This window comes from Acinetobacter sp. ANC 3882, assembly GCF_022549545.1.
Lineage (GTDB): Bacteria > Pseudomonadota > Gammaproteobacteria > Pseudomonadales > Moraxellaceae > Acinetobacter.
The window spans coordinates 82,979-105,104 of record NZ_JAKZGB010000003.1; the positions used below are offsets into that span (position 1 = coordinate 82,979).

The following is a 22,126-nucleotide window of genomic DNA, read 5'->3' on the forward strand; positions in this document are numbered from 1 at the left end:
CCTAGTGTGATGATCTAAAGTGGTGAGTAAACAAACCACTAAGTTGCGGAATGAAATGTGCAGGAATATCATGCCCCATTCCTTGAATTAATTCAAACTTAGCACCAGAAATTGCTTTTGCAACAGCTTTCCCGTGACTTGGCGGTAACAGGCGATCTTTTGATCCGTGTACAACCAAGGTCGGCTGAGTAATCGTCTTGTTCAATGGTAACAAAGAACCTGTACATAATATTGCTAAAAATTGTTGAAGTACACCCGCTGGATAAAAACTACGTCTATATAATTTGCGAATCGTTTGAATTGATTCGACTGGATTGACATAACCAGGGGAACCGATAATACGGAAAACATTTAAACTATGATTAATAATTGTTTCTTCATCATGCCCTTCAGGTTTACCCAATAAGCTAAAAAGCTGCTTTGGAAAAGGGGGAGGTAAAAATGGTTGATTATTACTGGTAAAGAGTAAACCTATTTTTTCTACTTTTTCTGGATATTTCGCAGCAACAATCTGTGAAATCATTCCGCCCATTGAGGCACCAATAATGTAGGCTTTCTCTATGCCTAATTGATCAATCAGCATCGCTACATCGTCGGCCATATCATATAAAGTATAAGGTGCACCTTCATTGCTCAGACCAAACATGAAGCGACTCATCAGTTTCATGGTATTCAGTCGTTTGCCTTTATTGCGAATTTTAGAAGATAAACCGATATCACGATTATCAAAGCGAACAACGCGGAAACCTTGGTCGATTAATGCCTTACAGAAGAAATCAGGCCAAAACAGCATTTGTGCGCCTAAGCCCATGATCAATAAGATTGTTGGATGCTCTGGATTACCACCCATTTCAACATGTAGTTCAATGCCATTGCCCAAAGTAACTTTGGTTTCCTGCATAAAAGAAGCATAGGGCGACACGTTAAATTGGAGGGCACTGTTCATGATCTTCGTTCCAAATAGTATTCTTCTTATTGCTCAGAGAGTTTGAAGGAAATTCTATTCTCAACAAACTCTCATATTTAAACCTTAAACTTGTGCTGGAATCAAGTCTGGAACCAGCTTGGTGAGCGTTAAACGTTGTTTGCCTGCCGTTGCACCTAACAGTACAAAACCTCTTAAGGTTCCTTCCCCATCAGCTGCTTTTGCAAGCATACCATCATCAAACTCTTCAGTTTCCCAGTTCACATCCACATTAAGCGGTGCTGGTAAAACCGTCAATGGCGCAGCTGGTGTTTTTACTGCAACTGGCATAGCAGGGTAGTGTACCGTTGTGCTTTGACCACTGAGGGTTTTTGCTAAAGCGCGTGCTTGTTGCATGATTGGCATCACATATGGCAATAACGTGCCATTTACTTCTGCACAGTCACCAACAGCATAGATATCAGCTTGATTGGTTTCTAAAAGCGTGTTGGTAATAATGCCACGACTGGTTTGAATGTCTGCTGCTTTTGCTAACGAGATATTCGGTTGTAAGCCAATTGCAGAAAGAACAATATCAGCGACCAGTGTTTTACCATTGGCTAAAGTGACTTCGTAGTCTTCACCATTATTAATTTTGGTGACTTTTTCAACCGTGGTAGAGAGTGCAAACTTAATGCCTGCTTGTTCTAAATTGGTCTTAAAAGCTTCAGCGACATGGTTTGGTAATAAACGACCCAGTGGCTGAGGAGCTAAGTCAATTACAGTAACATCATATTGGCTATGCAATAAGTCATTGGCAAATTCACAGCCAATCAAACCTGCACCAAGAATAACCACGCGTTTGTCTTTACGGTTTGCAAGGTTGTTACGGAAGATACGGTAGTCGACCAATGAGTTTACGACATGAATGTCATCACTGCCATCACCCGCAATCGCTAATCGAATTGGATTTGCACCGACAGCCAATACTAACTTTGAATAAGGTTGGGTAATGGTTTGCCCATTTTTTTCTAATGTAAGCTCATGCTTTTCAGCATCAATGGCTTTCACCCATGTGTCTGCATCAATGCGCATATTCAATTGGGTTGCCATCTTAGTCGCATCGCCTAAAGCAATTTGTTCTGGTGCTTTATTCCCTGCAAAGGCATTGGATAATGTTGGTTTTGCATAATTTACCGCATCATCTGCACAGATCATAACCAGTTCTTGTTCAGGACTTAGTTTACGAAACTCTCGCGCTACGGTGTAACCTGCCATGCCCGATCCGATGATAACGATAGGATGCATTCTATTCTCCAATATTTTCTTATTTAAAAACAAATGATAGGAAAAAAAAGACCATGATCATTGTCATGGCCTTTTAGATCTATTTAGATTTCAACCATTTCAAAATCAGCTTTTGAAACGCCGCAATCTGGGCAAGTCCAATCATCAGGGATATCTTCCCATTTGGTACCTGCTGCAATGCCGTCTTGTGGCCAACCTTCTGCTTCGTCGTAAATCCAACCACAAACGATACATTGATATTTTTTCATGTGACTCTCCAAACTGATAGGTATGTTCAAGTTGCCTTTCAGTAAAACTATTCCGTAATGTCGCTATGATCGCTGCAATAGGAACTAACTTATGCTAATCGGGAGTTAGATTTTTACGCAGAACGACATTTAAGTAAAGTAAATGCAAGAGTTTAATCATTTATTCAAAAAGTGATATGGCAATTCTATCTGAAACTCTTGTTATTTGAGCAATTACTCTAATTTTTTGTAAAAATATAACGCTTATACAATTAAAAAAAGCCGAAATGTATAAATATAGTGTGTATAAAAAACAAACATTCAGAATCAAGATATGATGATGAAAACAATGAGCAAGGAGAATAAAACATGGAAACCTTATCTTATAATATAAAAATTTATGCGACCCCTGAGAAAGTTTGGGAAGTGCTTTGGACTCCAGAAAGTTATCAAGCATGGACAAAATTCTTTGCATGCGATTCAACCATGACGACGGATTGGAAAGTCGGTGGTAAAACCTATTTTGGTGATGGTAAAGGCAATGGCATGATCTCTACCATTGAAAGTATTGATGAGCCTAAAGAGATTGTTTTTAAACATCTAGGAATGATCGAGAACGGCAAAGAAGATCTGGAAAGTGAGGCTGTGAAGTCTTGGGCAGGTGCTTTGGAAAAATATATGCTGTTTGATTTTAATGGTGAAACGCAACTGCATGTAGAAGTCGATATTCAACCAGAGCATGCAGAATTTATGAATAAAGGCTTTGATCAGGGACTTGCCATGGTCAAGCATCTGGCTGAAAAATAAGTTGTAAGTGTAATCATCAGGACAGGGCAATTGTTGTGTTATCACTATTCAAAAATTGATAAATCTTCATTTTTTTGAATTGTCTAGTTGAAATAATACGAAAATGAGTTGTGATCTGCTATTCTATGTCACTTCATTTTTTACTTAATCGAGGCAGAGATGACGCAACAAAACGCTCAATCGACTTCTGAACAAACACTTTCCGAAAACGATTTAATCGCACAGCGTCATGCCAAATTAAAGCAAATCCAAGAGACTGCAAAACAAACGGGTAAGAGCCCGTGGCCAAACACGTTTAAACGTGAGCACTATGCAGCTGATTTGCAAGAACAGTTTAAAGATCAAGACAAAGCGCAAATTGAAGGCGCTGAAAAAGTGTATGTAAAAGTTGCGGGTCGTGTGATGCTCAACCGTGGATCATTTATGGTGATCCAAGACATGACAGGTCGTATCCAACTTTATGTAGACCGTAAAGGTTTGCCAGCTGACATTTTAGAAACCATTAAAAGTTTAGACCTTGGCGATATTATCGCTGCTGAAGGTTATATTGGTCGTTCTGGTAAAGGTGACTTATATGTACACCTTGAAGGTTTTGAATTACTGACCAAATCACTGCGTCCGCTGCCAGATAAATTCCATGGTTTAACCGATACAGAAGCGAAATATCGTAAACGTTATTTAGATTTGATCGTAAATGAAGAAACACGTAAAACTTTCGAAATTCGTGCCCAAGTGGTTGCAGGGATTCGTGCATTCTTAACCAATGAACGCTTCATGGAAGTTGAAACGCCAATGATGCATGTCATTCCTGGCGGTGCTTCTGCAAAACCATTTGTAACGCATCATAATGCTTTAGATATGGAGCTTTATTTACGTGTTGCACCAGAACTCTATTTAAAACGCCTTGTTGTAGGTGGTTTTGAGCGTGTGTTTGAAATTAACCGTAACTTCCGTAATGAAGGGGTTTCGACACGCCATAACCCAGAATTCACTATGATTGAATTCTATCAAGCCTATGCAGATTATAAAGACTTGATGGTATTGACTGAAAATATGCTTGAAAAATTAGCAGTTGATATCTTGGGTTCTACTGATGTGCCTTATGGTGAAGAAGTCTATAGCTTCAAAGGTCCATTCAAAAAGATCTCAATGTTTGATGCAATTCTTGAGAATAACCCTGATTTCACACCTGAAAATGTGAATGATCGCGAGTTCTTGGCGAAATTTACCAAAGATGTTTTAAAAGAGCAGGTGAAACCTGGTTTTGGTTTAGGTAAATTGCAAACCATCGTATTTGAAGAAACGGTAGAAACTAAGCTACGTCAGCCTACTTTCATTACTGAATATCCAGCTGAAACTTCACCACTTGCACGTCGTAACGATGATAATCCACATATTACCGATCGTTTCGAGTTCTTTATTGGTGGCCGTGAATTGGCCAATGGTTTCTCTGAGTTAAATGATCCAATCGATCAAGCTGAGCGTTTCCAAGCACAGGTTGCTGAGAAAGATGCGGGTGATGATGAAGCGATGCATTACGATGCTGACTTTATCGAAGCATTGGAATATGGTTTACCACCGACAGCAGGTCAGGGGATCGGTATTGATCGTTTAGTCATGTTATTCGCAAATGCAGCGAGTATCCGTGACGTGTTGTTGTTCCCACATATGCGCCGTAAAGATTAATTTACTGTTCAATAAAAAAGCCACTTTAAAGAAGTGGCTTTTTTTCATAATTAAAAATCATAATTATTGGATTTGATGATTGAAAAGACATCGTAAAAAAACGATTATATGCACATAGATAAATTTGAGAACAATTTAGAAATGTTTCTAAAAAAATCGCTTTATGTCGCATTATTTGCTTCGCTTTCTTCTGCCACTTTTGCCCAAGGTCTCATCTTAAATGATGCAAACTTGCGTACAGACCTTAATTGGTTGAATCAGCAAGGTGTGATTCAAATCAGTACCTCGACTTGGCCATTGAGTGGTGATGAGGTTAAGCGTGCTATATCTCAAGCAAAAGTGAGCAACAATGCACAGCAGAAAGTTGTGAATTCTGTGATCAATGCACTACAAGCGGATAATGAAACGGTAAAACTTGGTTTACATGCAGGCACTGACTTAAAAACTGTTCCTCAAACTTTTGGTGATAATCAGAAATCTCAATACCAAGCTGCTGTTGAATTCAATGCAGGTGGTGAAAATTGGGATGCCAAGCTTCGTGTGAATGGTGAAAAAGATCCGTTGATTGATAATGGGCATGATGCGAATGTTGAAGGCTCTTATCTTGCAGGCAAGCTGTGGAATCAATGGGTCGTTGCTGGCCAGATTCCGACCTATTGGGGACCTGGACATGATGGTAGTTTGATCCGTGGTGATGCAAGTCGTCCTGTCTATGGGGTGACTGTGCAACGTGCAGTGCAAAATGCATTTGAAACAAAATGGCTATCTTGGATTGGTCCATGGCAATACCAAGCTTTTGCTGGACAGTTGGATGATTATAAAGCTGTACCTGACACTAAATTAATTGGTTTACGTTTTACGGCTCAGCCCTTGCCGTACTTAGAGCTTGGAGCTTCACGTGCAATTCAAATTGGTGGTAAAGGACAGCCGAATAGCTTTAAAGCATATTGGAATGCCATGATTGGTCGTGACAACGGCTGTGATGACAATGGTTGCGTTGGTGATAAAAATGCCTCTAACCAAATTGCTGGTTTTGATGGACGTTTATTGCTTCAACCATTATTGAATGTGCCTGTGAGTCTATATAGCCAATTCGTTGGTGAAGATGAAGCAGGTGGTTTACCTGCAAAATATTTGTATTTAGCGGGTGCAGATTATTCTTCAAGTTATAAAAATATGCCTTATCAGCTCTATGCAGAATGGGCGGATACACGTACCAATGGTGAAGTGAAAGGTATTTCTTATAGCCATCATCAATATACGGATGGTTATTATCAGCATGGTTTTTCACTTGGACATGCAATTGGTGGTGATAGTCAAATGTATTCTGCTGGCGGCGATATCCGTTTTGATACGATGAACCGTTTAAATGGTCGCGTGATTTATGCCAAACTGAATCAATCAAATCTGGCAATCAATGCAGCATTTCCAAAACAAGATACCGTAAAAGGTCTTGACCTCACTTGGACGCATTATTTAAAACCAACAATTCCATTAAAAGTGAATGGTTGGGTCAGTGACTCTGATTTAAATGGAAGTGATGGCGGTGTTTCAGTAGGTGTTGAAATTCCATTAGAACGCAATATGTTCCGCTTCTAAGCTAAGTATTATCATTAAAAAGAAGTCTTTATAGGCTTCTTTTTTAATTTAATTCATGTGAAATTGATTGTATTGTTATTCCTGAATCTTATTTTCATATCATAATTTTGCATATTGATATGAAAAAACAAGCTAAAGAACTGAATCTAAATTATTATAATGAATAACCTTTATTGAGTGGCTGTTCTGCCACCGGTAAGAATATCGATATCATGAAAAATTGGAGTTGTTATGGCACTCGTTCCTCCACACAGTCTTCAAAGTGGTGGTTTAATACCGCTTATAGATTTTATGGATAGCATGGATAAGGAGGAAATTGTACATGACTGAAAATAGATTAACTCACCTCAAGCAACTTGAGGCAGAAAGTATTCATATTATTCGTGAAGTTGCAGCTGAATTTGAAAATCCTGTAATGCTTTACTCGATTGGTAAAGACTCGGCAGTGATGTTGCATTTGGCATTAAAAGCATTCTATCCAGCGAAACTTCCATTCCCACTACTGCATGTAGATACCGGTTGGAAGTTTAAAGACATGATTGCTTTCCGTGACAACATGGCAAAAACCCATGGCTTTGATTTGATCGTGCATCAAAATGTAGAAGGTCGTGAAGCAGGGATTAACCCGTTCGATCATGGCAGTTCAAAATATACTGACATCATGAAAACCCAAGGTTTAAAACAAGCTTTGGATAAGTATCAGTTTGATGCTGCGTTTGGTGGTGCACGCCGTGATGAAGAAAAATCGCGTGCCAAAGAGCGTGTGTATTCATTCCGTGATAATAAACATCGTTGGGATCCAAAAAACCAACGTCCAGAACTTTGGAATCTTTACAACGGTAAAGTGAACAAAGGCGAAAGTATTCGTGTATTTCCATTGTCGAACTGGACTGAGTTAGACATCTGGCAATATATCTATTTGGAAAATATTCAACTTGTTCCTCTTTATTTCTCTGCGGTTCGACCTGTGGTTGAACGTAGTGGTACGTTAATCATGGTGGATGATGAACGCATGCGTTTAAAAGAGGGTGAAGTTCCACAAATGAAATCGGTACGTTTCCGTACGCTTGGTTGTTATCCGCTAACAGGTGCAGTTGAGTCAGAAGCAGATACCTTGCCTGAAATTATCCAAGAAATGCTTTTAGCGACCAGCTCAGAGCGTCAGGGTCGTATGATTGACCACGACGAAGCAGGTTCGATGGAAAAGAAAAAGCAAGAAGGTTATTTCTAATTTCCTTAAGCAAGTCCCTCTTTTTAAAGAGGGATTTAGGGAGATTAAAACCGATTTCTAAAGAATATGTGGAGTTTTGAGCAATGTCTCATCAATCAGATCTTATTAGCCAAGACATCTTGGGATATTTAAAACAGCATGAGCAAAAAGATTTATTACGCTTTTTGACGTGCGGTAACGTCGATGATGGTAAAAGTACCTTAATTGGTCGTTTACTTTATGATTCAAAGTTGATTTATGAAGATCAATTGCAAGCCGTAACACGCGACAGTAAGAAAGTAGGAACAACAGGTGATGCACCTGACCTTGCCTTACTGGTAGATGGTCTACAGGCTGAACGTGAACAGGGTATTACCATTGACGTGGCTTATCGCTATTTCTCTACCGAAAAGCGTAAGTTCATCATTGCAGATACGCCTGGACATGAACAATACACACGTAATATGGCAACGGGTGCATCAACGGCTGATCTTGCGATTATCTTGATTGACGCGCGTTATGGTGTGCAAACACAAACTCGCCGCCATTCATTTATTGCAAGCTTATTGGGTATTAAAAATATCGTTGTTGCAATTAACAAGATGGACTTGGTTGAGTTCTCGGAAACACGTTTCAATGATATCCAAGTTGAATATGATGCGTTCGTAAGTCAACTCGGTGATCGTCGCCCTGAAAATATTGTATTCGTACCGATCTCGGCATTGAATGGCGATAACGTTGTTAATCCATCTGCAAGTACGCCATGGTACAAGGGTCAAACCTTGATGAGCCTGCTTGAGTCAGTGGAAATTAAACGTGAATCAAATAAGCGTGAGTTCCGTTTCCCTGTTCAGTATGTGAATCGTCCAAACCTTGATTTCCGTGGTTTTGCAGGTACCATTGCACTGGGTGAAATTAATGTTGGTGATGAAATTATTGCATTGCCATCAGGGAAAAAATCAACAGTTAAAGAGATTGTAACTTTTGATGGAAATCTTGAACAAGCGGTTGCTGGCCAAGCTGTTACTTTAACCTTAAATGATGAAATTGATATTTCACGTGGCAACGTACTAGTACGTGCAGGTGAACAGCCATTAATTTCACGTAGTGTGCGTGCATCTGTTGTTTGGATGAATGAACATCCTTTGGTGAAAGGGAAGCTGTACAACGTCAAAATTGGTACGCAAACTGTTCCTGCTAAAGTGACTGCAATTAACTTCCGTGTCAATGTGAATACATTGGAGCACACGCAAGTTGAAGAACTAGAGTTGAATGCAATTGCGGATGTTGTAGTCGAATTTGATGCACCAGTAGTCTTTGACCAATACCAAGACAGCCGTTACACAGGTTCATTTATCTTTATTGACCGTCTAAGCAATGTGACGGTTGGTGCAGGTATGGTTGAAGCTGCGGTTGAATGGACAGCGCATAGCAATCCTGTGACTGCAGAAGATCGTGCTGCTCGTTTAGGTCAGAAACCTGCTGTGATTGGTGTTTCTAGACAATTAATCGAGAAGGCTCAAGCTTTAGAGAGTTTATTGATTCAACAGGGTGTGGTTGCGATTGCAAAAGCAAATTTAACGGCTGAGCAAATTGCATTGTTACGTGAAACAGGTGTAGTGGTTATTACTACAGTTGTTGACGGTACTGATACAGAGATTGCGGCTGAAACGGTTGAAGAAGCAGCTGAAACGGTTGAAGAAGCAGCTGAAAAAATTGCGGAATTGGTTCGTCTTTAATAGATCGAATGAATTTAAGAAGACCCGCGGAAGCGGGTTTTTTATTGTATTATGTATGCTCTATATTTTATTTAAGTGCATTTCTAATATATGAAACTTGATACTCATAATAAAAATGCTGAATTTTATCTAGCTTCGCTTGCCTTAGGAATTTTAGAAGGAATAAAACAAGGTGTTGTTTCTCCTGAAGCTGGAATATGGTCTTTATCAAGATCAAGTTTTTCTAGTGAAGTCTTAAAATCAACCATGATTTCTGATGATCTGAAAGATGTAATCGGATGTTTTGATGAAATTGATGTTTGGTCTTGCTTTGAGAATGGGAAGATAAAGCAACAAGAAATGATTGATCAATTAAAAGAGAAATGCCTAAGGTGTTTAGAAGTAATTGATTATAAAAATATTGATATGGGCATAACATCTTCAATGAATAGTGGATAGGGCTTTAGTGATAAAGCTTGGTTGTTTCACCTTTTATAAGTGAAACAACCATAATTAAAAAATATTTTTGGTTTTTATAATTAAATATTCTTTTAAATCCATTGGACATTCTTTTATGTTCTTCAAAAAATTCGCTTGATCACCTTGATATAAAGCACGGGTTGCTTCTTCGTAATTCGGCATATTGCCCAACATGGCAGACATAAAGCGATCTGTAGACTGTTTCGCGAGCATGATATTACTTTCAGAACTAGGGTCATTTAGCTCTTTATCAATTAATTTGCGAATCACAGCAGAAGCACTTGCACTCTGTTGGTCTAACCAATCCCAATGTTTTTTCTGTAAGGTGATTTCACGAGAAATGACCCCGAGTTTCGGTCGTCCAACTTTTTTCTCAGGTTCAGGTTCGCTATAACGCTGTTGAATTTCTAGCTCTGAGCCAGAGAGATCAAGATCAATTTGTTGTCCAGTTTGATCATTAAAAATTAGAATATTGTCAGTGGTTGTTGAAATTCGTTTAATTTCTATTGCAAGTTCAGCAGCTTGGCCATTTGCTAGAAATGTATTGCCTGAAAAAGCGGTATAGGTTGGTTGAGTATTCATTTTCTTTAAATTATTTTATACGGGTAAAAATATATTATCAGGGTAAAAGTAATTATGCAAACACATAAATCAATATTCAGAGAGTACTCAATTTCATTGGCCTAAGCGTTGGAATTGACCATATAAAAAATAATGAAGATAGAATGCCATTTTTAATTTTTATTCAGCTTTGAAATCACTTTTATGAGACAATACTTCTTTATTTATGTGTATAAGGACTCCCATGATTGAGCAATCTCCTGAATCTTTAAGCGATATCGAAATTTTAGACATTTTACAGTCTATGAAAAAAGATAAGCTGGATACGGAAGCAAATGAGATAATCCGTAATGGGGGGAAAGCAGGTCGTCAGGAAGCACATAAACAAGCTTTGGTTGTACTTAATACCAGTTTTGAAGAAAAATTTGTTGAAGCAGTGACTTTGGCATTGGGCCTAAACGCTGGTCAAGCGAAAAAAATCCGCTATAAAAAGGACCGTATCCGTATTTTAAAAGTGCGTGGTATTGATTACTTAGCCATTGATGGCGCGGAAACTGCACAGGTTTTAGCTCAGGTTGCTCAAGCGATTACTCGAGAAGATGCGATTGTGACTGAAGGTTTGCACAATATTTTCCCATTTTGGAAAGAAGGTTGGCCAATGGTTCAGTTTGATAATGCTTATAAGATATTGGCAGAAGACATTGGTATTCACTATCAAGCGACGCTAGATGAACTCATTTCATTGTATGGCGGGAATTAAGGCATTATAAAACCTGTTCTGAGCACTGCGGTTGCCAATAGAAAATAACAAGGATTGTTAATTTTATGAATTTACCACCGACGATTCCACCAGAAGCTTTGGATGTGCTCCGCGCAGGGCAGTTGATTGATGCGATCAAGATCACGCGAGAAAAAACAGGTTTAGGCCTAAAGGAATCTAAAGATTTAATTGATCAGTATTTGCAGGATCACCCACAAGAGCAGGTGCAGATTCAAGAGCAATTGGCACAGCGTAGCCGTGGTGGAATTAAAATCTTTATTTTGATTTTATTCATATTGGCTGCATTTATCTGGTTTGTTGTGAAATAAAAAAAGCCCATAGATGGGCTTTTTTTAGCGATCAAGATTAATCGTCTTTCGGGGCTGGAGATTCGCCTTCCAAATTTGGTAAAACTTGAGTCACCAGTAATTGGTCAATTTTATAATGGTCGATATCGACAACTTCAAACTTAAAGCCCGCATATTCTACTGCATCGGCAGGGCGAGGGATTTTTCGTAAACGATACATGATAAAGCCTGCAATCGTTTCGTAATTTTCATTCTCTGGGAATTCCTCGATGGTTAAAGCATGTTTCACATCTTCAATTGGCGTGCTGCCATCAATCAGCCAAGAATGATTATCTCGTTTGATGATCTGCTTTTCCTCATCCATTGGTGTGACCCAATCTCCCATGACTGTGATCATAATATCACTGAGCGTAATCACCCCAACAACCAAAGCATATTCGTTGATTACAACAGCAAACTTCTCTTTGGTTGAGCGGAAACGATCGAGTAATTCGGATAAGGTTAAAGAATCTGGAATAATCAACACATTACGGATGGTCGATTCATTGAGTTGTGTAAAGGATTGATTGTTTAAGATACGCACCAAAATATCTTTGGCATCGACGTAACCAATCACTTGGTCGATGTGCTCACTACACACTAAGAATTTTGAATAGGGGTGGTCAGCCAGTTTTTGACGAATACTTTGTTCTGCTTCATTTAAGGTGAAATAAACAATGTTTTCCCGTGCTGTCATGCTTGATGGGACAGTTCTTTCTTCCAGTTCAAACACGTTTTCAATGAAATGATGTTCTTGTTTTTGTAAAACCCCTGCTTGCGCACCTGCATTGACGATGGCTGAAATGTCGTCAAAGGTCATGCTGTCATCACGCTTGGTATCAATTTTAAAGATTCTAAAAATTGAATTTGCAATGATATTAATAAACCAAGCTAATGGTCTGCAGATTTTGATAAAAATAGTAATTGGATTAATGACTGAGATTGCCAGTTTTTCTGGGAAAATCATAGCCAAGCGTTTTGGCATTAAATCCGCAAATAAGATGAACAGCGAGGTGACTGTTAAAAAGGATAAACTAAAGCCGATGGTGTCTGCCCATGGACCAGGATAAAGTTCAGTGGCAAGGTTTTGAAAGTAAGGGCGAAGTGATGATTCACCAACAATACCACCTAAGATGGCAACAGCATTTACACCGATTTGGGTTGATGCGAAGAAGTCTGCTGAATTTTCTTGCAGCTCAATGACTTTGTTTGCGCGCTCTTCACCGCTTTCAGCAATCAGTTTAAGTTTGAGTTTTCGTGATCCAGCAATCGCGATTTCAGATAAGGATAAAAAGAATGAACATGCGACTAAGATCACTAGAATCGTCATGCTTTGGAAAACATCCATACTTCACCTATATTGGTAGGACACAGCCTATAAAATCGCTTATGCAAATAATCGTTCTAACCTATTATTTCACTCGCTAATCTATAAGAGAATATAATGTATCAGTAAGTAAAAGAAATAAGTTTTTATTGATATTGTTATTAAAACAGTCAGCCATAGCGGTGGTATGGCTGAAATTTAATCTTGCTCATTTGTTCACTTAGAAAAAGCTGTGCGGTAATTGTGAATTGCCATTATTCAACAAATACTCGCGGTTTTCTTCCTCAATCATTTGGCGTGCAACAAACAGAATAAGTTGTCTGAGCCAGCGATGTGCAGGGTGGTGATGCAATAATGGACACCAAGCCATTTTTAGTTCAAATTCTGGGATATAGAACGGAGGATCCTTTATAACCAGTCTAGGGTTCTGTGTTTGTAGGCGCGCCATACGCGTTGGTAGCGTTGCGATTAAATCTACATTTTGAGCCAAGAGTGCTGGCATTTGGTAATGACGGGTAAATACAGAGATCTTACGACGTTGACCGATACGCTCTAAAGCTTGATCAATCCAACCTAATCCAGCTTGTTTCTCTGGATTGACACCAAAGCCGACCCCCATACCTGTTTTAGATACCCAAATATGTTGTGCATCTAAATAGCTTTTTAAATTGAGATGGGTGACCGCAGGATGTTTATCATTCAGAATACAGCTAAAACTGTCACGCCATACCAAAACCTGATGGAAGCTTTGAGGGATTTCATTGAAGCGGTTGATTGCTAAATCAACTTTACCTTGTTCCATATCACGATATGACACATCACTTGGGGTTAAGAAGTCCAAGACAACATTGGGTGCTTCTGAACGTAATGCTTTGACTAAACGAGGAACTAGCGTTGCTTCGGCATAATCGGATGTCATGATCCGGAACACACGATTACTGGTATAAGGACGGAATTCGGTACGTGGCTCAAGGATCATTGAAAGGTCTGACAATGCATCACGAATACGCGGTTGTAATTCCAATGCACGTTCAGTCGGAGTCATACCTTCAGAAGAGCGAATGAGTAAAGGATCATTAAATAAATTACGCAAACGACGTAAAATATTACTCATTGCCGGTTGGGTAACGCCCAATTGCTCTGCCGCACGCGTGACATTTTTTTCACGAAGCAATACGTCAAGATAAATTAATAAATTAAGATCGACGCGCTCCAGATTCATAAAAAAAATACCGAAAATAAAATCCTTGAATTGTCTTGAATTATGACATATCCCAAGCTATTTGTGTAACTTAATCCTACATAAAAACAACAGCGAACAGGCTGCTTCGTTAACTTGGCATGTTTTGTCAATTTATTTAATTTTGATGGCTTTTTATGGCGTGATTTTTGATTCAAATTGAGAGAAAACACAGATAGAAATGGTCATTTTCTGTAGGCTAGATAACGCAAAGATCGCTTTTTCTGAACTGGTGAGTCTAGAAAATGGGGCTGAAATTCGATAGTTGTTTCAAGCTGTGTATTTAGGAAGAATAATTAAAACAACTATTTATGTGGTATTTTTTGTATTTTTGAAAAATGGTTATACATATATTTTTTTAGAAAATACTGAAGATTAAGCTAGAATATTGGATAAAACACTTGCCAAAGACTAAGCTGTGATACATGTTGATGACGTGCTTTAAATCTAGACTAAATAAAATCAGGATTTTTTAGCGATCATTCGATGCCAATCCGCAAAAGGAATATATCATGTCTACATATCAAACAGCGATTGATGCAATCCGCGAACTAAAAGCAAAATTCGGCGACACTTGGCGCGATATTAGCCCAGAAGATGCTGCGCGTATGCAAATGCAAAACCAATTCAAAACTGGTTTAGATATTGCTAAATATACAGCTGCGATTATGCGTCGTGATATGGCTGCTTATGATGCTGATTCTAGCAAATATACTCAATCATTAGGTTGCTGGCACGGTTTTATCGCGCAACAAAAAATGATTGCGAACAAAAAATACTTTGGTACAACTGAGCGTCGCTATATCTACCTTTCTGGTTGGATGGTTGCTGCACTTCGTTCAGAATTTGGTCCACTTCCTGACCAATCTATGCATGAAAAAACTTCTGTACCTGCTTTGATCGAAGAAATCTACACTTTCTTACGCCAAGCTGATGCGAAAGAACTTAACGATTTATTCCGTGCGCTTAAAAAAGCAAACGAAGCTGGTGATACTGCTAAAGCTGCTGAAATCACTGCTCAAATCGACGGTTTCCAAACTCACATCGTGCCAATTATTGCTGACATCGATGCTGGTTTCGGTAACGAAGAAGCGACTTATTTACTTGCACGTAAGATGATCGAAGCGGGTGCTTGTGCACTTCAAATCGAAAACCAAGTATCTGATGCGAAACAATGTGGTCACCAAGCTGGTAAAGTAACTGTTCCACATGAAGACTTCATCTCTAAAATCCATGCATTACGTTATGCATTCTTAGAAATGGGTCTTGATGACGGTATCATCGTTGCGCGTACTGACTCTGAAGGCGCTGACTTGACTCAAAAAATCCCAGTGGTTAAAGAGCCAGGCGACATCGCTTCTCAATACATCAGCTACTTAGATACAACTGAAATTGACATTGCTGATGCTCAAGAAGATGAAATCTTGATCAAACGTAATGGTAAATTACACCGTCCTAAGCGTTTAGCTTCTGGTTTATATCAGTTCCGTGCTGACACTCAAATTGACCGTGTTGTACTTGACTGTGTATCTAGCCTTCAAAATGGTGCTGACCTTCTTTGGATCGAAACTGCGACTCCAAACGTAGAAGAAATCGCTCACATGGTTAACCGTGTACGTGAAACAGTTCCAAATGCGAAGCTTGTTTATAACAACAGCCCATCGTTCAACTGGACTTTAAACTTCCGTCAACAAGCTTACGACCGTTGGGTTGCTGAAGGTAAAGACGTTTCTGCTTACGACCGTGCTAAATTAATGAGCGCTGAGTATGATGCTACTGAATTAGCTGCTGATGCAGACGCTAAGATCCGTACATTCCAAGCAGATGCTGCTCGTGAAGCGGGTGTGTTCCATCACTTGATCACACTTCCGACTTACCACACTGCTGCTCTTTCTACGCATGAGCTTGCACAAGGTTACTTCGGTTCTGAAGGTATGTTGGCTTATGTTGCTGGCGTACAACGTAAAGAAATCCGTGGTGGTATCGCTTGTGTTAAACACCAAGCAATGGCGGGTTCTGACATCGGTGATGATCACAAAGAAATCTTCTCTGGTGACAACGCTCTTAAAGCGCACGATGATGCTAAAAACACAATGAACCAATTCGCTGCTCACTAAGCACTGAACTGATTCAAAAGAAACCCTGCGAAAGCAGGGTTTTTTATTGCCTTAAAATAAATACTTAAGACTGAATCTTTGTGTCAAGAAAATGAATTATGGCCTTTCTGATTATTAGTGATGAGACGCTTTCTATTGAAAGCACTTATTCAATGAGAGTAGGTCTATCTTTATTAATCTAAGAACAATGTAAAAGAGACTTTATTTTAATAAGAGCAAGTGAATTGGATGGCAGAGTCGAATGATTCCATCAAAATATAGACATAAAAAAACTGCCCATGAAGAGCAGTTTTTTATTTAAGAAATAATCACTTATTTCTCAACACCTGCTGGTTGACCTGCAAGTTTTGCATTTGCATAGTCCCAGTTTACTAGGCTTTCTAAGAAAGTTGCGATGTACTTAGGACGTAAGTTACGGAAGTCGATGTAGTAAGCGTGTTCCCATACGTCGATAGTTAATACTGCAACTTGACCATGTGCAAGTGGAGTGTCTGCATTGGCAGTTTTAGTAATCGATAATGTACCGTTTACTTCGTCAGCAACTAACCAAGCCCAACCTGAACCGAATTGAGTTGTTGCAGCAGCAGTGAATTGTTCTGCAAACTTTTCGTAGCTACCAAAAGCTTCGTCAATTTTCGCTGCAATCGCGCCTGTAGGTTTACCACCACCATTTGGCTTCATGCTGTTCCAGTAGAACGTGTGGTTCCATACTTGCGCAGCATTGTTAAAGATACCTGCTTTAGACGCATCACCAGCAGAAGCTTTGATGATTTCTTCTAAAGTTTTGCCTTCAAGGTCAGTACCTTTGATTAAGTTGTTTAAGTTAACAACATAAGTATTGTGGTGTTTGTCGTGATGGTATTCTAAAGTTTCGCGAGTGATGTGTGGCGCTAAATCATCATAGCCATATGGAAGTTCAGGTAAAGTAATGGTTGTCATGTGTCATTCCTTGCAAATTGCTGGGTTTTACATTAAGTGCCTTTATTGTAAATGATTCTATAGGCAATAGGGCAGTCTTTTAATACACAAAATATGCAAAAAATTTCGCTATGAGACATATACGATACACAACTTATGGTTAGAGTCGGTCGCTCATGGATTGAGCTTTTAGATGACTCTAACCAAGTTTGAAGATCAATAATGGTTGATCTTCAAATCGGAGAAATGCTTAAGCTTTGCTTTGTAACGCTGCATGATAACGACGATTCACTTCATCCCAATCCACCACATTATAAAATGCAGCAATATATTCAGGGCGACGGTTTTGGTATTTGAGATAGTAGGCATGTTCCCAGACATCCAGACCTAAAATAGGTGTGTTGCCATGCATGAGAGGTGAGTCTTGATTGGCACTACTTTCCACAACAATTTTAGCTTCGGGAGTGACGCTGAGCCATGCCCAACCACTTCCGAAACGACTAATCGCTGCTTTAGTGAATGCATCTTTAAAAGCATCGAAGCCACCGAGTTGTTGATCAATGGCTGCAGCAATATCACCTGTCGGTTCTCCACCACCTTGTGGACTCATGACTGTCCAAAACAGTGAGTGATTGGCGTGCCCACCACCATTATTGACCACCATATTTTTAAGATCTGCGGGGACTTCATTCACTTTGGCAACCAGTTCTTCTACTGATAGTTTTTCCCATTCTGTGCCTTCAATTGCGCCATTAATATTATTGATATAGGTCTGATGGTGTTTGCTATGATGAATTTCCATCGTTTTGGTATCAATATTGGGTTCGAGTGCATCATATGCATAAGGAAGCGCAGGTAAAGAATAAGCCATGGGTTTGATTCCTTTTGTAATCAATGTGGTTTTATTACGGTAAATTAAAAGCGCTTTCATTATTTATATAATTGCAAATGATAATCAATATGTTTTTCATTTACTTTAATGTTGGTGAAACTGGATAAAGAATAAATTTTATTTATCATTTACTGTTTGGGTCTTGAATTGACTTGCCAACGAAAGAAGGGGATTTTTTCTGAGTGAGGCTTTATAAGTCCAAAGAAATGGTAAAGACATTGCGATGATGGTATGGCTAGTGCAAATCTTAAAGATTGATAAAAAACTGCGATAGATTGAGAAGAGAAGGAGCAAAAATAATTCCACTCCTTCAAAGGATTGAATCGAATTAGATCGGGTTGTTAAGTTCAAAATATGCTGTTTCGATCGAAAACTGCTTTGCAATTGCCTGTGCTAAGCGCTGTACACCATAACGTTCAGTTGCATGGTGACCACATGCGAAATAATGTACCCCAAGTTCTTTGGCTTCGTAAAAAGTACGTTCACTGACTTCACCTGAAATATAGGCATCACAATTTTCTTGGGCTGCTTTATTGATAAAATCTTGCGCGCCACCCGTGCAGAAGCCTACTTTTTTGATTGCCGTTTTGTCACTCGGTAAATGAATCACGTTAAAATCAAAAATAGACTGTAACTTCGCTTTAAATTGTTCTGGGCTAAGCGAATCGTCTAAATAGCCAACATTGCCAATCGGGTGTTGTTCTGTTGCATCTAAAGCTTCCAGATTTTGTAAACCAATTAAATCTGCAATGGCGATATTATTTCCGAGTGTCGGGTGAGCATCCAAAGGCAGGTGATAGGCAATCAAGGAAATATTATGTTGAATGAGTTTTTTGATGCGATTGCCGCGCATGCCTCTAATTGGGTAGGCTTCACCTTTCCAGAAATAACCATGATGTACCAGCAAAGCATTGGCTTGTTGTGCAATTGCGGCATCAATGGCATCTTCAGATGCAGTGACAGCACACACAATTTTATTCACTTCAAGCTTGCCCTCAATTTGTAAGCCGTTTGGTGCGTAGTCTTTAAATTCATTGGCCTTTAAAGTTTGATTACACCATTGCACAATTTCATGCAAATTTGCCATGCGATTCCTCAAATGATTTACATCTTGTCTCAGCATTAATGAGAACATATTTTTAAATGTAACTAAAGCTAGACAAAACTTTTTTAACTTTTGCATTGATTTTAAGCAATTTACTTTACAATGGTGGAAACTTCCAGTTCTTCAATAAATTACGTTAATAACATAATTTCGCCTAGAGGATTATAGACGTGCGCCGTGCATTTACATGGTTACCTTGGGTATTACTCATTCTTGTTATATTTAGTTTTCTGGCTTGGCAGAAATCACATCAACCAAAGCCGACAGTGGCTGCTGATGGCGTAAAAATGCCAGCAGAAAAGGTTGAACCATTGATTGATACATCACGTACTGGTGGTGTGGTTTCCTATAGTGCTGCAGTCAAAGTGGCTGCACCTGCCGTGGTGAATATTTTTACCACTCAGAAAGTTAAACAGATGAATCATCCATTACTGAATGATCCTGTATTTCGTGAGTTCTTTGGCAACCAAATGCCACAGCAACCTCAAAATGAAAACAGTCTGGGTTCAGGTGTGATTGTGCGCGCTGATGGTTATATCTTGACGAATAACCATGTGATTGCACAGGCTGAACATATTGTTGTGGCACTGCATGATGGTCGTCGTGCTGAAGCGACGGTTATTGGGACTGACCCCGATACAGATTTGGCTGTGATCAAGATAGAGCTAGACAAATTACCAGTATTGCCATTTAAGTTGAGTGGTAATGAAGTGGGTGATGTTGTTCTCGCGATTGGTAATCCATTTGGTGTGGGCCAAACGGTTACACAAGGCATTATTTCAGCGACAGGTCGTTCTGACTTGGGGATTAATACTTACGAAGATTTTATTCAAACCGATGCTGCAATTAACCCAGGTAATTCTGGTGGTGCATTGATTGATGTTGCAGGGAATCTGATAGGTGTAAACACCGCAATCTTCTCTCAATCTGGTGGTTCACTAGGGATTGGTTTTGCAATACCAGCGAAAGTTTGTCAGCAAGTATTGAATTCAATTTTGAAAGATGGGCGTGTGGTCCGTGGATGGTTAGGCATTAGCTTAATTCCAAATAATTTGGATGAAGATGTACTAGCCGCGAAACCGATTGGCGTCACAGTTGCAGATGTATTACGTGGCGGACCATCTGATTCTGCAGGGATTAAACGTGGTGATAAGATCATTCAAGTCAACAATGAGCAAATTTCTTCTGCCTCGCATTTAATTAATTATGTGGCATTGCAAGCACCGGAAAGTTTGATTGATGTGATCATTGAGCGTGAAGGAAAGCAGCAAACAGTCCAAGTGAAAGTGGGTGAGCGTAAAGTGCAGCAAAATGCGCAATCGCAATATATTCCACTACCTAAACGCCAACAATAAGTTGATTTGATTTTAAGTGAATAAGGGTTGCTAATGAGCAGCCCTTATTGATTTTAGGTAATAAAAAAGCGTGTTGATTCATTCGATCAACACGCTTTTTGCATTTTATAGACTTTTTTATTTTTCATTACACCATCGAAATTTGATGATTTGATGACAGTTTTTTTGTCTTTATATGACAAATAATAATGATTGAAATATTTGCTCAATGCGCACAAAAGGCTTGATTAAAGTATTCAAATAAATCTGGTGTTTGAAACCAGATGGCAATTGAAATACTAATCAGACCAAAAATAAAGATGACCAAGATCAGCTTAAAATTTCGTTCAATACTTGTCATGGATCACAGCCTCTTCATTCACGAAAAGATGGATAACTACACCAAAAATACTCAGGACTAAACAGGTCAGCCAGATCAAATTATAGTTACCTGTTAAATCATGATTTACGCCACCTAACCAACCGCCAAAGAATGAGCCGATTTGATGGGTAAAGAACACGATCCCACTGAGCATGGATAAATATTTGACACCAAACATGTTGGCGACAATTCCATTGGTCAGTGGCACTGTTGATAACCACAGTAATCCCATGATGATCCCAAAGCCATAAACGGTCAATGTGCTTAAAGGCAGGAGTAAAAATGCAATAATTGCAATACCACGTAAGCCATATAACAACATGAGGAGCTTTGGTTTGGAATAGCGATCACCTAGCCAGCCTGCACCATAGGTTCCGACAATATTAAATAAGCCAACCAGTGCTAAAAATATCGTGCCAGTGGTGGCATCAAAACCATGATCAATCAAATAACCAGGAAGATGTACCCCTAAAAAGACCACTTGGAAACCACAGACTAAAAAGCCAAGTGATAGCCACCAGAAAGGTTTGTGGTCTCTTGCGATTTTTAAAACCTGTTTAAAGCTTAAGCTGGGCTGAGCAATCGCTTTTGGTACAGTAGAAGTTGGAGCTTTTAATAGCCAAGCCAAGGGAACAATAAACGCAATGGCGAAAGCACTGACCAATAATGCAGATGACCAGCCGATGCTTTTGAGTAAAAGCAACGTCGATGGCAGCATGATAAATTGTCCAAATGAACCTGCTGCACTGGCAATCCCCATCACCATACTACGTTTCTCTGGTGGCGCAGCGCGACCAACAGCGGAGAGAAGGACTGTGAATGAAGTCGCGGACAAGGCAAGTCCAATGACAAGACCTAAACTGAGATTGAGTAACAATCCTGTGGAGCTAAATGCCATAAGAATTAAGCCAATGGCATAGAGTAAACCACCCGCTGCAACGACTTTCTTGGTTCCGTATTTATCTGCAATCGCACCTGTAAAGGGTTGTGCTGCGCCCCAGATTAAGTTTTGCATGGCAATTGCGAAACTGAAAATATGGTGTCCCCAACCAAATGCATCACTCATTGGGACCAGATATAGCCCAAAACCATGACGCACACCTAAGGAAAGTGCGAGTACCAGTGCACTTCCAATGAGCATCATAATTAAGGTTTTAGAGAAATTCGAATCATGGTTGTTGTTCATACACTGTCCGTATTTATC

At 39.4% G+C, this 22,126-nt stretch carries 21 protein-coding genes; 10 read left to right on the forward strand and 11 right to left on the reverse strand.

Annotation, left to right across the window (positions count from 1 at the left end):
* Position 1: 1 nt before the first annotated feature.
* From estB to rubA, 3 genes are all read right to left on the reverse strand, one after another.
* Positions 2-946 carry an esterase EstB gene (gene estB, locus MMO42_RS07935; RefSeq protein WP_005295733.1) on the reverse strand — a complete coding sequence of 315 codons (945 nt, stop codon included), beginning with the start codon at positions 944-946 and terminating at the stop codon, positions 2-4.
* An 84-nt stretch (positions 947-1,030) separates the two neighbouring features.
* The gene (gene rubB, locus MMO42_RS07940; protein ID WP_241319982.1) at positions 1,031-2,212 is read right to left on the reverse strand and encodes a rubredoxin reductase RubB; all 1,182 of its coding nucleotides are present in this window, start codon (positions 2,210-2,212) and stop codon (positions 1,031-1,033) included.
* Positions 2,213-2,295: 83 nt separating this feature from the next.
* On the reverse strand, positions 2,296-2,460 hold the full coding sequence (rubA, locus tag MMO42_RS07945) for a rubredoxin RubA (RefSeq protein WP_004678010.1): 165 nt from the start codon (positions 2,458-2,460) through the stop codon (positions 2,296-2,298).
* A gap of 348 nt (positions 2,461-2,808) precedes the next feature.
* Between rubA and MMO42_RS07950 the strand changes: the two genes are divergently transcribed.
* The 6 genes from MMO42_RS07950 (at position 2,809) to MMO42_RS07975 (ending at position 9,918) form a co-directional block, all read left to right on the forward strand.
* The gene (locus MMO42_RS07950; protein WP_005202469.1) at positions 2,809-3,246 is read left to right on the forward strand and encodes an SRPBCC domain-containing protein; all 438 of its coding nucleotides are present in this window, start codon (positions 2,809-2,811) and stop codon (positions 3,244-3,246) included.
* Between the two features lie 159 nt (positions 3,247-3,405).
* Positions 3,406-4,932, forward strand: a complete 1,527-nt coding sequence (gene lysS, locus MMO42_RS07955) for a lysine--tRNA ligase (protein WP_004808486.1) — start codon at positions 3,406-3,408, stop codon at positions 4,930-4,932.
* A gap of 141 nt (positions 4,933-5,073) precedes the next feature.
* Positions 5,074-6,531 carry a capsule assembly Wzi family protein gene (locus MMO42_RS07960; protein ID WP_241319983.1) on the forward strand — a complete coding sequence of 486 codons (1,458 nt, stop codon included), beginning with the start codon at positions 5,074-5,076 and terminating at the stop codon, positions 6,529-6,531.
* A gap of 322 nt (positions 6,532-6,853) precedes the next feature.
* Positions 6,854-7,762 (forward strand): sulfate adenylyltransferase subunit CysD, encoded by a 909-nt coding sequence (gene cysD / locus MMO42_RS07965; protein WP_004808480.1) that lies wholly within the window; start codon positions 6,854-6,856, stop codon positions 7,760-7,762.
* Positions 7,763-7,845: 83 nt separating this feature from the next.
* Entirely contained in the window at positions 7,846-9,480 is a 1,635-nt protein-coding gene (gene cysN, locus MMO42_RS07970) for a sulfate adenylyltransferase subunit CysN (RefSeq protein ID WP_241319984.1), read from the forward strand.
* A gap of 90 nt (positions 9,481-9,570) precedes the next feature.
* Entirely contained in the window at positions 9,571-9,918 is a 348-nt protein-coding gene (locus MMO42_RS07975) for a hypothetical protein (protein ID WP_241319985.1), read from the forward strand.
* A 54-nt stretch (positions 9,919-9,972) separates the two neighbouring features.
* Here MMO42_RS07975 and MMO42_RS07980 read toward each other — a convergent pair whose 3' ends face one another.
* The gene (locus MMO42_RS07980; RefSeq protein ID WP_241319986.1) at positions 9,973-10,521 is read right to left on the reverse strand and encodes a DUF2239 family protein; all 549 of its coding nucleotides are present in this window, start codon (positions 10,519-10,521) and stop codon (positions 9,973-9,975) included.
* Positions 10,522-10,744: 223 nt separating this feature from the next.
* On the opposite strand from MMO42_RS07980, the gene MMO42_RS07985 reads away from it, so the two are divergent.
* Entirely contained in the window at positions 10,745-11,260 is a 516-nt protein-coding gene (locus MMO42_RS07985; RefSeq protein ID WP_005295717.1) for a hypothetical protein, read from the forward strand.
* Between the two features lie 65 nt (positions 11,261-11,325).
* A complete protein-coding gene (locus MMO42_RS07990) occupies positions 11,326-11,589 on the forward strand; it encodes a 50S ribosomal protein L7/L12 (RefSeq protein WP_241319987.1) in 264 nt (87 codons plus the stop codon).
* Between the two features lie 37 nt (positions 11,590-11,626).
* Here MMO42_RS07990 and MMO42_RS07995 read toward each other — a convergent pair whose 3' ends face one another.
* Positions 11,627-12,955 (reverse strand): hemolysin family protein, encoded by a 1,329-nt coding sequence (locus MMO42_RS07995; protein ID WP_241319988.1) that lies wholly within the window; start codon positions 12,953-12,955, stop codon positions 11,627-11,629.
* A gap of 199 nt (positions 12,956-13,154) precedes the next feature.
* Entirely contained in the window at positions 13,155-14,156 is a 1,002-nt protein-coding gene (locus MMO42_RS08000) for a LysR family transcriptional regulator (protein ID WP_004652708.1), read from the reverse strand.
* A 530-nt stretch (positions 14,157-14,686) separates the two neighbouring features.
* Between MMO42_RS08000 and MMO42_RS08005 the strand changes: the two genes are divergently transcribed.
* Complete coding sequence (locus MMO42_RS08005) at positions 14,687-16,291, forward strand: isocitrate lyase (protein WP_005145450.1); 1,605 nt, start codon at positions 14,687-14,689, stop codon at positions 16,289-16,291.
* 312 nt (positions 16,292-16,603) lie between these two features.
* Here MMO42_RS08005 and MMO42_RS08010 read toward each other — a convergent pair whose 3' ends face one another.
* The 3 genes from MMO42_RS08010 to MMO42_RS08020 all read right to left on the reverse strand — a co-directional run bounded on the left by MMO42_RS08010 (position 16,604) and on the right by MMO42_RS08020 (position 19,188).
* Complete coding sequence (locus tag MMO42_RS08010; RefSeq protein ID WP_005295711.1) at positions 16,604-17,230, reverse strand: superoxide dismutase; 627 nt, start codon at positions 17,228-17,230, stop codon at positions 16,604-16,606.
* A gap of 229 nt (positions 17,231-17,459) precedes the next feature.
* Positions 17,460-18,080, reverse strand: a complete 621-nt coding sequence (locus tag MMO42_RS08015; protein ID WP_241319989.1) for a superoxide dismutase — start codon at positions 18,078-18,080, stop codon at positions 17,460-17,462.
* A 349-nt stretch (positions 18,081-18,429) separates the two neighbouring features.
* Entirely contained in the window at positions 18,430-19,188 is a 759-nt protein-coding gene (locus tag MMO42_RS08020) for a Nif3-like dinuclear metal center hexameric protein (RefSeq protein ID WP_241319990.1), read from the reverse strand.
* 188 nt (positions 19,189-19,376) lie between these two features.
* On the opposite strand from MMO42_RS08020, the gene MMO42_RS08025 reads away from it, so the two are divergent.
* Complete coding sequence (locus tag MMO42_RS08025) at positions 19,377-20,561, forward strand: trypsin-like peptidase domain-containing protein (RefSeq protein WP_005295704.1); 1,185 nt, start codon at positions 19,377-19,379, stop codon at positions 20,559-20,561.
* A gap of 205 nt (positions 20,562-20,766) precedes the next feature.
* On the opposite strand, the gene MMO42_RS18210 is transcribed toward MMO42_RS08025, so the two are convergent.
* Entirely contained in the window at positions 20,767-20,901 is a 135-nt protein-coding gene (locus MMO42_RS18210; protein ID WP_277603298.1) for a hypothetical protein, read from the reverse strand.
* Positions 20,888-22,108, reverse strand: a complete 1,221-nt coding sequence (locus tag MMO42_RS08030; protein ID WP_241319991.1) for an MFS transporter — start codon at positions 22,106-22,108, stop codon at positions 20,888-20,890. The genes MMO42_RS18210 and MMO42_RS08030 overlap by 14 nt, the downstream gene beginning before the upstream one ends.
* Positions 22,109-22,126 lie beyond the last annotated feature (18 nt).